Here is a 15,569-nt window from a genome sequence, read left to right on the forward strand (position 1 = left end):
ATCAAAGTTGCAATACCTGTACGCAAAGCAAAAAGGACCTTCCGCTGGCAGCGAAGATCCTTTCGGTGATACTATCATACCCACAGCAGGGGCTGGCGGATCGCGATGTTGCGACGAACTTCCATGTCCGAAGGGTCCGAATCAAGGCTGTTCCATAGTTCCATATACGCCTTACTGTCAAGCGCCAGCCCAGAGAATAACAGGGATGAAACCTTAGCCGGCCAACCTTCGAAATGCTCTACGTCCGGAGGATACGGCCAAGTGGATTTATCCTGCAAATAAGGGAACAGATAGGACAGGCCTTTGCGGATTCCACGACCATCAGGCAGCTCGAAGTTCCACAAATTATGTTCCGGCGTCGAAAGAATGTGACACAGTGTCACCATATTATCCAGCACGAAAATCGCGTAGCCATACGGTTTCGTGCGTGCTAACTCACGCGGGAAGCTGCCGTCTGGGGCCATTTGGTCAGGGAGCAGCGATTCTTTGTACCTTTGCCTGCAAAAGCGAAGCATTTCTTCGTTATTCGTAAACCAGGCAAATGCAGCCGCCTGCACAAACCAGCAAACCCCATGGTTATTAGGCGCATTCATTTCTTCGATGCCATTCTCATGTGTGCTCATCCATGTTAAATAGTCGGCAAACCATCTCTGAAGTCCCTGATACATTTCGGCGGTCATAGGAGATGAGGCTTTCAGAGCTTCAATAGCAACCGGCACATCGATCAAATGCAGGGTATCAATAATACCGATGCCTCTGCCGGAGCAAATACCGGGTATAGCTTGCGCATAGAGGAGATGCGGATTCATCTTCGTTGCTTCATCCAGGAAAAACTCCTGTAAAAACGTTACCGCTTTCTCTGCGTAAGCCTCGTTTCCAGTCACCGAATACCCAGCGGCCAAGTTCGCCACATGGGTTCTCATGCTTCGCAATAACAGCCGATGGCTGTCGAAATTATCGGGATTGCTTTCGCCATCCAGGCGTACATAAGGCAGTCCGTCTGCGGTATCGGGGTTTGGCCACCAGTAATCACCGTTCGAATAATAATCGTTCAAGCCGCCTTCGCTTTTGGCAGCTCTGGCACTCGTAATAGAAATGAGGTTTTCCTTCATCGACGCATCAGCTTGCCTGATAATCCACTTCGTGTCAAATAAGGAGAAGCGTTCATTCTGCTCGCTTGCTTTTGCTAGATTCATCATAGTCTATACCCGCTCCTTGCACTGTTTAAAATATATCATTGTCCCAGCCCATCAGCTTAGCCATCGCTTCCAAGTAGTAATAATCACCGTAAATCAACGATACGTTGACATCCTTATTGACGGGCTTGTTGCCTGTAGCTTCAAGTAAAATGCCTTCGAATTCAGGCCGGTCCAGTGTGCTGTAATTTTGCGACAATGATTGCATGATCGATTCTGCGGCTTTACGGTACACCTTTCCTTCTTCCGGGGGCAGCTGCTCTGCAATTGTCAGAAGACCGGAGGCCCCGATGCTTGCGGCTGACGTATCTCTTGGCTCACCGGTTACATCCGGCACACGGAAATCCCAATAGGCGACGCAATCATCGGGAAGACAGCTAAGATAATAATTCGCCGTACGCTTGGCGGCGTCCAAATATTTGCTGTCCCCCGTATACTTGTACGTATTGGCCATGCCATACAATGCCCAAGCCTGCCCCCGGCTCCAAGAGGAGGTCGGCGAATACCCTTGACCTCCCAAGTATTCCTTCACATCACCTGTATTCGCATCGAACACGGTAATGTGATGCGATGAACCGTCTTCGCGGAGCGTATGCCGAAGCACCGTATCCGCGTGTGCACGCGCGATTTGAGCAAATCTCGGATCGCCCGACTCCTGCGATGCCCAAAACAAGATCGACAGGTTCATCATCGTATCGATGATTGAACCTCCGGGACGGTCTGCCTGATTTTGCGCCCTTAAGAATCCTCCGGCCAAGTTAAAGCGGCCAGCTAATAGGTTCGCAGCCTGCAGCCCTCTGCGCCTGGCGTCAGTGTCACCCGTCAGCTTATATTTAATCACAGCCGTGCTTAGAAATTGAAAACCTACATCATGATGAAACCGATTCTCCCGCAAAAAACACTGTTCGATCCGCTCATCCCATGACCATGCAGTTTGACGATACGATTCTTTGCCCGTCATATCATATAAGATCCACATCATGCCTGGCCAAAAACCGGAAGTCCACCAGTCTAGGATCACATCGTCATAAACACCAGACACGGACGCATGCGGGCATTTCTCCCCCATTTGTTCCATCATCCGATCCACTTTCGCTTGAAGCTGAATCCACCATCCAGACCATGGTTCTTCCTGCATACCTGTAAAGTTAGCCATCGATCTTCGATCCCTCGTCATACGTTCGTTTCACAATCAATCATGACATGAATCGTGTCGCCTTTATGCTCATTACGCAGCTTAAACGCTTCGGCAATGTTGCTTAAGTGGACCACATGCGTGATCATTTCCTCCGTATTGACAAGTCCATCCAGCACCAGCTGCAAGCCTTTGTCGAAATAATGGCGATTATCGATATCCCGCTTCGGTTCCGTTGAGAAAATGTCGAGCCTCTTCTTATGAATTTTGAAGAAATCGACAGGCTTATGGCAAGTCCCAATGCACCCGTACATGACGATGCGTCCATTCTGGGAAGCAACATCAATCGCATCAACCATCCCGTCTCCCTCCAGCAAGCAGGGAATGACCACATCGAAGCCATCCGGGAAATCTTTGCCCACAATGTCCATCGTATTCGCGTCTGGCGACGGCATCTTATAGGTATGGGTCGCCCCGTACTTGCGGGCCAGCTCCAGCTTTTCATCGAACAAATCCGTTACCACAAGGTTCCGCGGACTATACAAGCTAACTACCTGCGTCATCACCAAGCCGCTGACGCCTTGTCCGGTGATCAGCACATTTTTGTGAGGCGAAATATCGCCAAGCTCTGCCGCATGAATAATGCCGGGAAGCACCTCAATCAGCGAACCTTCAATGAGAGGAAGCGCCTGCGGAAGAACTTTGACAGAAAAAGGGGTACAGCAAACATATTCAGCGAAGGCTCCCCAAATATAGCGAAGCGCTACAGGATCTCCCACCTTAAGACCGATGACATTGGGTCCTACTTTATCGATAACGCCAGCCACTTCATGCCCAAGCCGTGTCGGATACGAGACAAACTCGGGCTCGCGAGCCCCGCGAAATACTTCCACATCACTGCCGCATATCCCTACCCATTTCACCTTTACCCTTACTTCGCCTTCAGCAGGTTCGGGAATTAGCGCCCTTTTTAACGTAATAGACCCAATTTCCTCCACAACGGCGCACAACTGCGTACCCTCACCATCATAATCGACCAACTGCATGGGTGGAACAGACATTTTTCTAACCATTCTTATTAACCCCTATCCATTTATCCAGTATATGATTTGCCATTATTTTATTGCCTTCCGTGTTCGGATGCAGGTGGTCTGGCAGCATGCCAACATAAGCTTCTCCAAGAATATCCAGACCGTTTATATAAGTAAGATTGGAATCCCCGTAAGAAGCTAAAATAGTCACCGCTTCCTCGATTTCTTGCCTCATTGCAACCAAGTTCATCCCTACTATGTTTTCATCCGTTTCCCTGTGAGGGCAATAAATAGGCGAAAATATAAATAGGGGCGTGTTGCGATGCTTTTCCCGAATGATCGACACCATGCCAATAATAGCCGAACGAAACGTCCGGATATTTAAACTATTGCCTCCCATCACATTAATGCCGAGGCACAAGGAAATAACGTCAGCGGGAAGGTCACGGATGACGCGAGCAACCATCGGTTCCAAATGGCATTGTCCAGCAAATCCCAAACAGGTCAGATCCCAACCTTTGCTGCGTGCTACGATTGCCGGCCAAGTCAGAGCTGGACTTGCAGCTGAGCTGCACTGCGTAATCGAGCTGCCATAGGCAACCCAGCGGGGCTGATTCTTTGGCAAGGGATCGGCCGATGCCCCTTCATCGACTTTTAGTGCTTTCACAATGACGGCAGCTTCTTGTGACAAATAAATGTCAACTCTCTTCATGCTGCCTGGCAAGTTTGTAAATAAACAAATTTCTTCTCCAGCAAGAAGCGATTTGGTTGCGACTAATTCATCTTCAATCACGATGTCAAATCGTAGATCTTTATCCATTCTAGCGACATGCAGCTCCACTGAAGTCGAATCGCTTATAAAAGCAACTCGAACACCCGCTGCTTCCCCTGCCTTCTCCACCAATTTAGAGGCGTACAAGCTGAGCTGATCATGCGGCAATCGCCATGGCCGGAGTCCAGCATCCGTCGTTTCGATGGAAACGGCCCCTCGGAACCACTCTTTATTTAGTTCAATCGTTTGCATGCTTCCATTCACCTCTTTGTAAAATAGGCAAGCTAGGAAGTCCTATTCTGCCAATGCGGGACATTTTGTAATATGTGCGTTCAACTGCCTTATTCTCTCTATATAAGGGAACTGTAGGACGCTATTTAGGCAAAAAGTAGAGATTCCAGAGGGTTAGCGGAACTACAGGGCCTTATTTCCGCGAAAAGCGCTGAAATTTCCCATCAAACAGCAAAATAGCGTACCGCAGTTCCCTCAACCTCGCGATATTGACGCTTTTGACTGAAATAGCGTACTGTAGTTCCCTTTCGCGCAAGGCTGATGGGTTGCTCTGCGCAAGGCAGCTGGTTCCCTCTCGCGCGAGGCAACTGGGTTGCTCTGCGCAAGGCAGCTAGTTCCCTCTCGCGCGAGGCAACTGGGTTGCTCTCGTAAGGCAGCTAGTTCCCTCTCGCGCGAGGCAACTGGGTTGCTCTGCGCAAGGCTGCCGGATAGCTCCGCGCGAAACAGCCGAATAACTCCTGCTCACTCCAAATGTTAAATTAAAATAAAAAGCCGCGATTTCCGCGACTCTTTATGATATGGCTCAAGCCAAGGGTGCAGCAGGAATCACCGGCTTATCCTGCATGATATCGCCGCTAACTTGCATCCATGAAGCCAATTCGGAGGCAAGCCGTTCGATGACCCCGGCATTTGCCGGTTCTGCCGACAAATCTTGCATTTCCCAAGGATCGCTCAGCAGATCGAACAACTGGATTCGTTCCGTTCCTGTGTTCGTTTCTGGCGAGCGATAATATCGGATCAGCTTCCATCTTCCGTCCGTGACCATCCGCTGGACATCTCGATAAACCGAGCCCACGACAGCGCGAACGCTACCAATTTCCCCAGCAAAAATGGGACATAGACTCATGCCTTCCGTCTCCTCCGGCAGTTCGACGCCGCATAACCCGGCAACGGTAGGAAAAATATCGATATTGCTGGCCAGCGCAAGCTCCTGCTTGCCCTGAGGCACGCCTGGCCCACGGAAGATAAGCGGTATGCGCACGCTATGCTCGTAAAGGTTCTGTTTGCCCATCAGTCCGTGCTGCCCGACCGCCAAGCCATGATCCGCCGTATATACGATAAGCGTATCGTCATAGATGCCCTTAGCCTTCAGCGCTTCGATGACTCTACCGATTTGCGCGTCCATATGGCTTATCATCGCATAGTAATCGGCTATATGCCCACGAATTTCGTCTTCGTCCCTCGGCCATCTTGCAAGCTTCTCGTCCCTAACCGTCATATCGCCGGTATCGAATGGATGCTCCCGCACAAAGTTCGGTGGCAGCGGAATACCCGATTTGTCGTACATGCTTGCATACGGCTCTGGCGCGGTTCGGGGATCATGCGGCGCAGTATAAGCCACATACAGGAAAAACGGCCGATCTTCCTCGTAATCCTCGATAAAGTTAACGGCGGCGTCCGTAAACAACTCCGTCGAGAATGTATGTTCCACATACTCCTGTTCCTTCGGATAAGCACCGGTTACGTCAAAGTCGTGCACAGGCACCTGCGTATGCTCGCTCATTCCGCGAAAAGCCAGCTTATCTCCTCCCTCGAAACTTCGGGCGAAGCTTGCCTTGTCGTTATGCCATTTGCCGATCGCATGCGTCAGGTAACCGGCACTCTGCATCGTTTGCGGCATGAGTCGAACATCCGGCCGAATAACGCTCGAATGCTCCCGGTTCATCATGTCTTTGCCGATCATCGCCCGGAAGATCGGGATGCCCGTATGGACGCACGCTCTGCTCGGCGCGCAAACCGCTCCGCTTAGACCGCCGAATATATGCGTGTTGCGGCAAGATGTCCCGCTGGCAGCCAGCGAATCCAATACCGGCGTCTGCACCGTTTCATCGCCGAACGCGCCAATGGCTTCACCACGATGATCGTCCGCAATGAAAAACAACACATTAGGTTTACTGGGTGAAGCCTTACTGGGTAAAGGTTTACCGAGTGAAGGTCTTCCGTGCGAAAGCTTCTTCGTGTGCTTTTCTTTCATCTTCTACCTCACTCTCACGAGACAGGATTGCTCTTAGGATGCGGCTACTTTTTTGATTTATACTGGGTATAGGCTTGCTGATAAATTTCCAGATAGCGTTTGATGTTCATTTTGTCCAGAGTGCTCAAATAGTTGTTCCACTCCTTGTCAATGTCCAGCGATCCTGTAACCGTCTTCGCAAAAAATTCAGTGCGGTAGTCCGTAAGCGTCTTCTCGAGCGTAGAAAGCTCCTCCGCTTGTTCGTTGGTGAAGAACAATGGCGGCACAATTTTGCTCGGGTCGGTTGCGTAAGGCTCGTATTTTTTGGTTTCATTATACAAAATAAGTTCAAGCGAATTTTTCGGATCCGCTACCACGCTTAATCGCAAATCGTTGGTTCGCAGCGACGGCCCCGCCTGTGCCCAGTGGATGTTCTGCAGCTTGCCAAATGTGGCAATCGGTTTCCACTTCGCTTGCTTGCCGTTAACGCCTAGCTCACCTTGCGCCGGACGCACCCACTCCTGATCAGGACGGCCCTGCGTGCTGCGCAGCGTCGCTTCTTCTGAAAGCAGCAAGTCAGCCATACGGAATGCGGCAGCGGGATTTTTCGCCTTATTGGTAATGACGTATTGTCCTGTAGATACCGCATATGGATTGTACGCAGTTGAGCGTATGCCAGACGGTCCTTTGAGTGGCGGCACGGATACATAGTCTTTGAATCTCGGGTTATCCGCATCGACAAATACCGTTTGGTTTTGGGAGGCGATAGCTCCTGCGATCGGGATCTCCGGGTTCATGCCCATTTGTTTCAACTGGTTTCTATCCTGTGTAAACGATTGCGGAGATATTAAACCTTCAGCAAACAGCTTATGAATATACTTCAAAGATTCCTTCCACTCCGGTTGATTATAGGCAACTTGAATCTTGCCGTCCTTAACAAATTTCAAGTTGAAATCCTTCTCGATAAAAGCGCTGGTCAGAAACAGTTCCAGTGTCGAGGAAGGGCCGTTGGTAGCGCCGACAAGCGGGATTTCATCTGCCTTGCCGTTTCCGTTAGGATCTTTTTCTTTGAAAGCTTTGAGTACTTGATAAAACTCGTCCGTCGTTTCCGGCATTTTTAATCCGAGCTTGTCTAGCCATGTTTGATTAATCCACATCTTTTGACCAAGCGAGCAGTGGTAGCAATCATTCACCTGAGGGACCGAATAAATTTTGCCGTCAGGCATCGTAATCAAATCTTTGACATAGGAAACCTGCTCGAACATTTTTTTCATTTCCACGCCGTATTTATCAATATATGGGTTCAACGGAATAAATACGCCATCTTTGCCGTAAATCGACTGCTGAACCGGCGTTACGTTCATATTAAGCAGCACGTCCGGATAGTCACCGCTTGCGAGTGAAACGTTAAGCTTCTCTGCAAATGTTTTTTCCGGAGCGACTTCCCAATCGATGTGAATGTTCGTTTTCTCCTCCAGCCACTTGGTGAACTCGTTCGTTGCAAAGTTTTCGACGATGCTCGAGCCTTTGACCATGACCTTTAGCGTCGTCTTTTCTTTCGTGATCGGGAATACACCTGCTGCGGTTACTTGATCGTCACCGCCTGCTTCCGTCTTAGGAGCTGCCCCCTTTTGTCCACTGTCCGCACATGCACTTAGAAGCGCTAGAGAAGCCGTAATCGCTACTAAAACTGTTAACCCCTTTTTCATGTAAAAACCCCCTTTAGCCTTTGAGTGATCCAATCATCATGCCTTTGACAAAATGCCTTTGTATGAATGGATAGATGATGAGCACGGGCAGCGTAGACACGACGATAAGGGAAAACTTCAAAAGCTCCCGCAGGCCATCCCTTGCTGCTTGATCTGCAACGTCGGTGATCATCGACGCATCGACCTCGTTTTGCACCAAAATATCCCGTAATACCAATTGAATCGGGTACAACTCCTGATGTTTTAAATAAAGCAGTGCGTTAAAATATTGGTTCCAATGTCCGACTGCGTAAAACAAGGAGATGACAGCTATGATTGGACCTGACAAAGGAAGCACGATTTTCCGTACAAACGTAAAATCACTGCATCCATCCATATGAGCGGCTTCAAGCAATTCATCTGGAATGGTCGTTTGGAAATACGTGCGGGCAATGATCATATTCATAACAGCAAGCGCCCCCGGAATAATTAAAGACCACCTTGTGTCAATCATTCCGAGCTCTTTCACAACCAAGTAAGACGGGATCAATCCGCCTGAGAACATCATTGTGAATACGAACAAAGCCATAATGGCATTGCGTGGCATAAAATCTTTCCTGGACAGCGGATAAGCCGCAATGAGCGTAAAAAGCACATTGATCGTCGTGCCCACTACGGTATAAAAGACTGAATTCAAAAAGCTCGACATAATTAAACGATGCTTAAATACCGCTTCATAACCCGCTAGCGTCGGCTCTACCGGATACAACCAGACTTTGCCGGAAATAACCGCTGTGGATGAGCTGAAGGAAGCACTGACAATGTAAACCAGAGGATACAGAATCGTAATCGTAAAAATGAATAGGATGATGTAATTCAGAATTGTAAAAAGCCTGTCATCCGCACTTTCTCTAATGCTTCCCGTCATAGACGTGCCTCCTTATTACCACAGACTGGTTTGCCCCAACTTTCTGGCTATCCGATTGACGAGAACCAGCAGGACCAGATTAATGACTGATTTAAACAATCCAATGGCAGACGAATAGGAATAGTTGATGGCTGTTGATGCCAAGCCGACTTTGTACACAAAAGTATCAATGACCTCAGATGAGCTCATATTCAGCGGATTCTGCATCAGCAATACCTTCTCGAAGCCTATGTCCAGCACATGGCCAGTGTTCATGATCAGCAAGATAACGGCAACCGGCATAATACCCGGCAAGTCAACATGCCACATTCGCTGCACTTTATTTGCTCCATCCACAACAGCTGCCTCATGGAGCGAAGGATCGACTGCTGCAAGCGCTGCCAAATAGATGATGCAGGAAAAACCAACGTTTTGCCAAATACCGGACCAGACAAAAACGTGTGAAAACCATTCAGGTATACCCATGAAATTGATTGTCGGCAAGCCGAAATATTTCATAATCGTTTGAACGAGGCCAACTCGTGGGTCCATCATTTGCAGAATGATGCCTACCATCACGACGACAGAAATAAAATGCGGCGCGTAAGTGATCATTTGCACGGTTTTCTTAAAGAACCGAGCGTTGACGTAATTCAAGGATAGCGCAAGAATGATTGGGAACGGAAACCCTGCAAACAAACTATAAATGCTGAGCAGGATCGTATTTTTCATAATCCGCACAAACTCATACGAATGGAAAAAACGATCAAAATGCTTCAGACCTACCCATTCGCTGCCCCAAACCCCTTTGGTCGGAAGATAATTTTTGAACGCAATCAAAGCCCCATACATCGGCACGTACTTGAATATGAGCAAATAAATAATCGGCAGCAGCATAAACAGATAGAGCTGCCAATGGCTGGATGCGTTTTTCTTCAGTCTAGACAAGTAATTTTCCTTTTTACCGACAGTTGCAGACAAGATATTGCTCTTGCTAGCCGAAACTTCCATAAATCCCTCCCTCTCTCGATGTCCATGACTCGGTATGTTTGATGTCTTTCTATATGTAGCATACAAAAAATAGGGACAACCGAGCATTGTGCTGTTTTACACCGGCATGACTTTTTTTGCGCTGGACGACGGCATGCGAATCGTAACCTTCGTGCCTACGCCCAGGTCGCTTTGTATCGAAAGCCCATACTGCTCTCCGAACACCATCTGAATGCGATTATGCACATTGAGCAGCCCGATGCTGCCTTCGGATGTGGGTGGTGTATCCAGCAGCCTATCCACCCGGCTGTTCTGGAAACGCGTATTTAATTGCAGCAGGGATTCCGTTTCAATACCGCAGCCGTTATCTTCCACGGTGACATAAAAATCCGCTTCATCCTTCCATGCGTCAATAATAATCGTGTGAGTATCCTCGATCCCATAAGGAAACGCATGCTTAAACACATTTTCGACCAAGGGCTGCAGCGTCAAGCGAACCATGCTGTCCAGCAAATAATCCGTACTGATGCGAACATCAATTTCAAATTCGCGCTGGTTGCGGTATTTCATAATAGACATAAAATACAGAATGTGTTTAAGCTCGTTGGCTACCGTAATTTCTTCCAAATCGGTGCGTATGGAATAGCGCAGCATATACGACAGAGAACGAACGATGTCTTTGATTTCGCTTGATTTCTGGATAACCGCGTAACAAATAATAATTTCCAGCGTGTTGTACAAGAAGTGCGGATTAATCTGCAATTGCAGCGCTTGAAATTCGGCCAGCTGCCGTTTCATTAAATTGTCCTGATTGCGCAGCTCGGTTTCATAAACCCGCTCCACAAGCTCTTCCAGCCGGGTGACCATCGTATTGTAGCTGGTAATAAGCTGATCCATTTCATCACGGCTTCCAGTCAGAGGTACTCGGGTCCATTGGCCTTTGGCCGTCTGACGCATCCCATTTTCTAAGAGCCGCACTGGACGAACGATAGATTGACCGAAACGATAAGCTAGAAATAAGGCCAAAATCAATGTGAAGATACCTACGAGCAGCGTTGTTTGCCGCAAGTCTGAAATCGGCTTGCTCTGTTCAGCAACCGACATGCTGGCCACCAGCGTCCATCCGGAGTAATCAGACTTTCGACTAAAGAAAACCCGCCCCGGTTCCCCAGGCAGTTCAAATATTTGGTCTTTATTGGCTTCAACCGTATTGAAATGCATGCCATCAAGCTGTTTGCCGATCCGGCTCTGATCTGGATGATATAAGATTCTTCCACGATCGTTGACGATAAAAAAATACCCGGATTTTCCGAGTTTTATGCCCTTCCAGAGCGTGTTCAACTCCCCAATCTTGAGTTCGAAGCCCATAATGCCTTTAAATGATTTCGATGAGGTTCGGTCCGCCAATTTGCGAATGAGTGTGAGATGACCGTCCAGAAATCCCGACTCCTGAATCGTCAGATTCCCGTTAATATCATCGTCTTCCTTCATCTGTTCGATATATTCTTCAAAACCTTTGTAATTAAAAGGAACAATATGGATATTGAAATCCGTTGCCTTAAAACCGTTATACCCGACAATGTACGTCATGGATATTTCCGGATTGTTGATGAGAACCGGTTGAAAGACCCCCTTCATAGCATTTTCGGATGTATAAAAGCCAGTAGTCGAGTTGCTCGGAAGATCAAGAGCCTCTTTCACGACAGGAGAGATCAGAATAGAAACCGTAGCCCGCTCGTAGCTTTTCAGAAATAAATCGGTTTCATGCAAAACATTATCAACGATTTGAGTCAGCAGCCCTTCATACTGATTCTCCAATTCGTTGGACGACCGCCAATAACCGGTAACCCCCACCGTCACCAAGGTCAGCGCAATAATAATGACAAAGTAAAGGTAAACCTTGCGTACTAAGCTGTTTTTCATTACTTGATCCCGAGCAGCCCGCGATATTCGGTAGGGGAATAGCCTGTTGCCTTTTTGAAAACTCTGGAAAAGTGGGGGTAGCTTTCGTAACCGACCTCGGCTACAATGTCGATGATTTTGTAGTGCGGAACGGCAAGCAGTTGTTTGGCTTTATCGATTCGTTTGCGCATCCGGTATTGCACGAAAGTCTCGTTCGTATTTTTCTTAAAATAATGGCTGAAATAGGTCGGCGTAACACCTAGCTTGCCAGCAACCATGTCCAGTGAAAGCTCCTCCTCAAAAAGATGCTCATCGATGTACTGAATAGCCGCCTCCAAAACATTGATTCTTTCATGCTTGCGATACTCGCTCAGTCGCTGCATCCATATGCCAATTTCGGCCTGAAACCATTCATACGTAATCGTGATGACCGTGCTCTCCTCAATAAGCGGCTTTACCTCCAACCTGTACGCCCCTCTGGCATTCAGTTTCTTGCGAAGCAGCCTGACAGCGTCATATACCCGCTGGTACTGCTGAGTGTCCGTATCAACGGCGAACAACTCTCTCTTTCCTTCCTCAAGCAGTTCACTTGCCCGAACCTTGTCCAACATCCAAACCGCTTCCTCCAATTGATCGATCCACTGTTCAAAAAGGGTGAAGGAAATAAGCGCCGTTTCCCGCATGGCGAGCATTTTATCCAGCACTGGAAAAAGCTCGATTTCTGTAATAGGCTTCAGCAAATATTCCTGTACGCCGTACGACATGCATTTTTGCGCATAGGCAAAATCCCCGTAACCCGAAAGCACAACGACTTTGGTGAAGAGCTTTAGCTGCTGAATATGTCGGCAGAGCTCCAGACCGTCCATCCGTGGCATCCGAATATCCGTCAACACAACGTCAGGAGGGTTAGCCATGATGCTCGACAACGCTGACTCACCGTCTGTGAACGTGTCGATCTCACTAAACCGTTTATATTCCCAAATTAACGTTTTGAGGCCAATCCCGATAATCGGTTCATCGTCAACAATAAAGATTCTGGCCATTCGCTTGCCCCCCTGTTTAAAAAGGTTAACCACCTTTATTATTTTACATTTCCGGTTCGCCTGGATACCCCTTAAAACCTGAACAGAGTCATCAAAATCATAAATCCCCTAAGTTAATAATCCAAATGGGCATGCAAAATGAAGACAGACCATTCGGCAAGCCTGCCGAGCGGTCTGTACAACTTCGTGAGCTATGGCTAATATCAGCTCTTTATTGAATTGGCAGCCCATATAGACGCCATGGTTTGCGTCCTCCAAAATATCCGCACAAATGGCTCTCCGCCGGTACAGGCTGAATTTCCCATGAATGTGCAGCGGTATGGTTGGCGCTATAGAGCACAGCTTCTTCACCCTGCGCCAGCTCAAGCTCGTAGACGCCGCCACCCAGAGAATGAAGCTGCACCGCCGAGCTTGCGGACACACGAATGTCTCCCAGCATGTCCGTTTTAATGCGGCATGGCTGTCCGGCCAAGCTTTTGACCCTGATCCATGCCGTAGCTCCTTCGGATCGAGTCGCGCTGACCACAAATGCGCCCTCGGCTCGTAAATCATGGAACACAACTTCCTTCCATTCGGAAGGAACGGCAGGGAATACCCTGATCTCTTCTCCCCAGCTTTGCAGCAGCATATCGTGGATCGCTTCCGCGCCGGCGAGCGGCGACTCGATGACTGGACCCGCCTCCTTGTACATCGTGTTCGGTTTCAGAAGATGCATCAGCGTCTTCAAATACTTAAGCGCTTCGTCACCTTCTCCCACTGCGGCAGCGATGGAAGCGGCGCCGGTAAACGTGAAACCGCGCAAGTCTCCCTCTCTCGATAACCAATGGCGAAGCGAGCGTACGATAAGCTCTCGTTCCTCCGGCGCATCGCCACTCATCAAATGCAGCGGGAAGACAGCCATCAAATGGCTGAAATGCCGATGCCCGAATTCCAGCGGCTGGCCACCGCCAACCATAAATCCAGTCTCATCGACAGGCAGCGGCGTTAATTGCTCCAGGGTCTCTTCCCAGCGGGGCCGGCCAGGGTCCTCTAAGCCAAGGATGCTGCAAATACGCAGCAAAGTTTGGCAGCCCCAGCGCAGCAATGCCAAGTCATAGTGTGTATCTGGTACAGCTAACTGCAGGAACGAGCCATACTCGGGCGAAATCATCGGAGGCAGATGCAATTTCCCGTCATCGCCCTCTTCCAGCAGGTGCAAATAGTACTGCACACTTCGCTTCAACAGCGGAAAGAGCAGCTCCTTGAGCATAGGCGTGTCCATCGCGTGGCGGTAATGCCTCCATAAGTTATGGCATACCCACGTCAAGTTGCCTACTTCTGTGCCGACAGGGCCCACCAAATCATAGCTCATACTGCGGCCCAGCCCTGCCGAATCTTCACGGTACTGCTCAGGTACGTTGCGGATTAACTGCTCCATATTGTCGCGAAAAGCACGAACGAGCGATTCGCCCAGTTCCAGGCGGCCTGATGTATAGACAGGTGAATAGCTCATTTGCACATTCATGTTAAACCAGACACCTGCCCATGGTGTCGTCGTGAGCCATGGTCCTTGGTTGTCCATGATCATTCCGTCGGAACGGGTTGCGGAAGCCAGCTTGTACATTTGCACCCAATAAAAGCCTTCCAGCATCGTATCGGGGATGGAAACAAAGCTTTGGGGATAGTAATCATGCCACCAACTCCGGTGCGCTTCCACCCAAGCCATCCACGGCTGCGTTGCCGCCTTCCGAACGTTCGTTTCCGTATTTTGCTGTACCTGATCACTGAAACCGTTCCCTATCGAAAGCCATAACCGGCGCAGGTTTGCCCCCTCATCTGCCTGCGCTTCCATCCATGCCGTCGTACAACCTCCATCATATTCGAACCTTTGCACGCCAACCGTCAATCCATCCTCCTTGGCCTGCCTGGTAACTTCTGCCTTTGGGATAAATTGATTCAGGTTGCTGCCATCGGCGTTCTTGAGCACTGGGTCCACTTCACTGTGGGCGTACCACTCCATTCGAGCATCTTTCTCGCCTTCGCTCGTTTCCAGCTCCACTGCCAGCACCCTATCCTGGCTGTGGACGAAAGCGCGGACCTTCACCGTGCCTACCGTCGTTGTAATATCCGCCCGCAGCTCCGCATTCCACAAATCAACCCGAATGCTTGACGGTTGATAATACCACCCAGCCAGCTCAAGGTGCAGCTCGCCAACCGGCACGCGAGGCGGGAATCCGCCTCCAGGTTTATGCGCCGTGACGTCTGTGCAGCCGAGCACAAAACGCAGCACATTGCGTTTATCGCGATGCTCCTCACTATATATCATGGCCCCGATCACTCCGTTGCCGATAAAAGCCCCCTCGTCCCACGAAACTGGCTTAACAGACCAAGTCATATCATGTCTCGCCATAAATGATGGCCAGTCCACCGTTGTCTTCATCAACAAAAATCCACACCCTTTCTGCAAGCAAATTATTGTTTTGTACGAATGATTGATTTATGATTGATTGATTGATCATAAGGATGCGCTGTTTGGTCGCACCTCGCTCAATGTAAATATACCTCCGCACATATGGACTATCATTGTGTTTATTTGCTGCGATATGACTTTTTTTGCTTTTTTTACTGGCCAGCAGCCTCCTTCTGCTCATGCTGGCAGATTGGCCTCAGGTCCGCCCGCA

General features: G+C 49.1%; 11 protein-coding genes. All 11 read right to left on the minus strand.

Annotation, left to right across the window (positions count from 1 at the left end; all coding sequences use genetic code 11):
• Window positions 1-74: 74 nt before the first annotated feature.
• A complete protein-coding gene (locus tag BC351_RS07070) occupies window positions 75-1,199 on the minus strand; it encodes an alginate lyase family protein (RefSeq protein ID WP_244208907.1) in 1,125 nt (374 codons plus the stop codon).
• 25 nt (window positions 1,200-1,224) lie between these two features.
• On the minus strand, window positions 1,225-2,352 hold the full coding sequence (locus BC351_RS07075) for a glycoside hydrolase family 88 protein (RefSeq protein WP_144028308.1): 1,128 nt from the start codon (window positions 2,350-2,352) through the stop codon (window positions 1,225-1,227).
• 17 nt (window positions 2,353-2,369) lie between these two features.
• Window positions 2,370-3,404 (minus strand): zinc-dependent alcohol dehydrogenase, encoded by a 1,035-nt coding sequence (locus BC351_RS07080; protein ID WP_079410091.1) that lies wholly within the window; start codon window positions 3,402-3,404, stop codon window positions 2,370-2,372.
• The gene (locus tag BC351_RS07085) at window positions 3,397-4,386 is read right to left on the minus strand and encodes an SGNH/GDSL hydrolase family protein (RefSeq protein ID WP_079410094.1); all 990 of its coding nucleotides are present in this window, start codon (window positions 4,384-4,386) and stop codon (window positions 3,397-3,399) included. Before BC351_RS07085 ends, BC351_RS07080 begins: the two co-directional genes overlap by 8 nt.
• Before the next feature lie 562 nt (window positions 4,387-4,948).
• Complete coding sequence (locus tag BC351_RS07090; RefSeq protein WP_079410097.1) at window positions 4,949-6,400, minus strand: sulfatase family protein; 1,452 nt, start codon at window positions 6,398-6,400, stop codon at window positions 4,949-4,951.
• A 44-nt stretch (window positions 6,401-6,444) separates the two neighbouring features.
• Window positions 6,445-8,088, minus strand: a complete 1,644-nt coding sequence (locus BC351_RS07095) for an ABC transporter substrate-binding protein (RefSeq protein ID WP_079410102.1) — start codon at window positions 8,086-8,088, stop codon at window positions 6,445-6,447.
• 13 nt (window positions 8,089-8,101) lie between these two features.
• The gene (locus BC351_RS07100) at window positions 8,102-8,995 is read right to left on the minus strand and encodes a carbohydrate ABC transporter permease (RefSeq protein WP_079410106.1); all 894 of its coding nucleotides are present in this window, start codon (window positions 8,993-8,995) and stop codon (window positions 8,102-8,104) included.
• Between the two features lie 15 nt (window positions 8,996-9,010).
• Window positions 9,011-9,985, minus strand: coding sequence for an ABC transporter permease (locus BC351_RS07105; RefSeq protein ID WP_079410110.1), 975 nt, complete (start codon window positions 9,983-9,985; stop codon window positions 9,011-9,013).
• A 96-nt stretch (window positions 9,986-10,081) separates the two neighbouring features.
• A complete protein-coding gene (locus BC351_RS07110; RefSeq protein ID WP_079410113.1) occupies window positions 10,082-11,887 on the minus strand; it encodes a cache domain-containing sensor histidine kinase in 1,806 nt (601 codons plus the stop codon).
• Window positions 11,887-12,909 carry a response regulator transcription factor gene (locus tag BC351_RS07115; protein ID WP_079410117.1) on the minus strand — a complete coding sequence of 341 codons (1,023 nt, stop codon included), beginning with the start codon at window positions 12,907-12,909 and terminating at the stop codon, window positions 11,887-11,889. The genes BC351_RS07110 and BC351_RS07115 overlap by 1 nt, the downstream gene beginning before the upstream one ends.
• A 211-nt stretch (window positions 12,910-13,120) precedes the next feature.
• Entirely contained in the window at window positions 13,121-15,328 is a 2,208-nt protein-coding gene (locus BC351_RS07120) for a glycosyl hydrolase family 95 catalytic domain-containing protein (protein WP_079410120.1), read from the minus strand.
• Between the last annotated feature and the right edge of the window lie 241 nt (window positions 15,329-15,569).

Origin of the sequence: Paenibacillus ferrarius, from assembly GCF_002027705.1 — a bacterium.
GTDB lineage: Bacteria > Bacillota > Bacilli > Paenibacillales > NBRC-103111 > Paenibacillus_E > Paenibacillus_E ferrarius.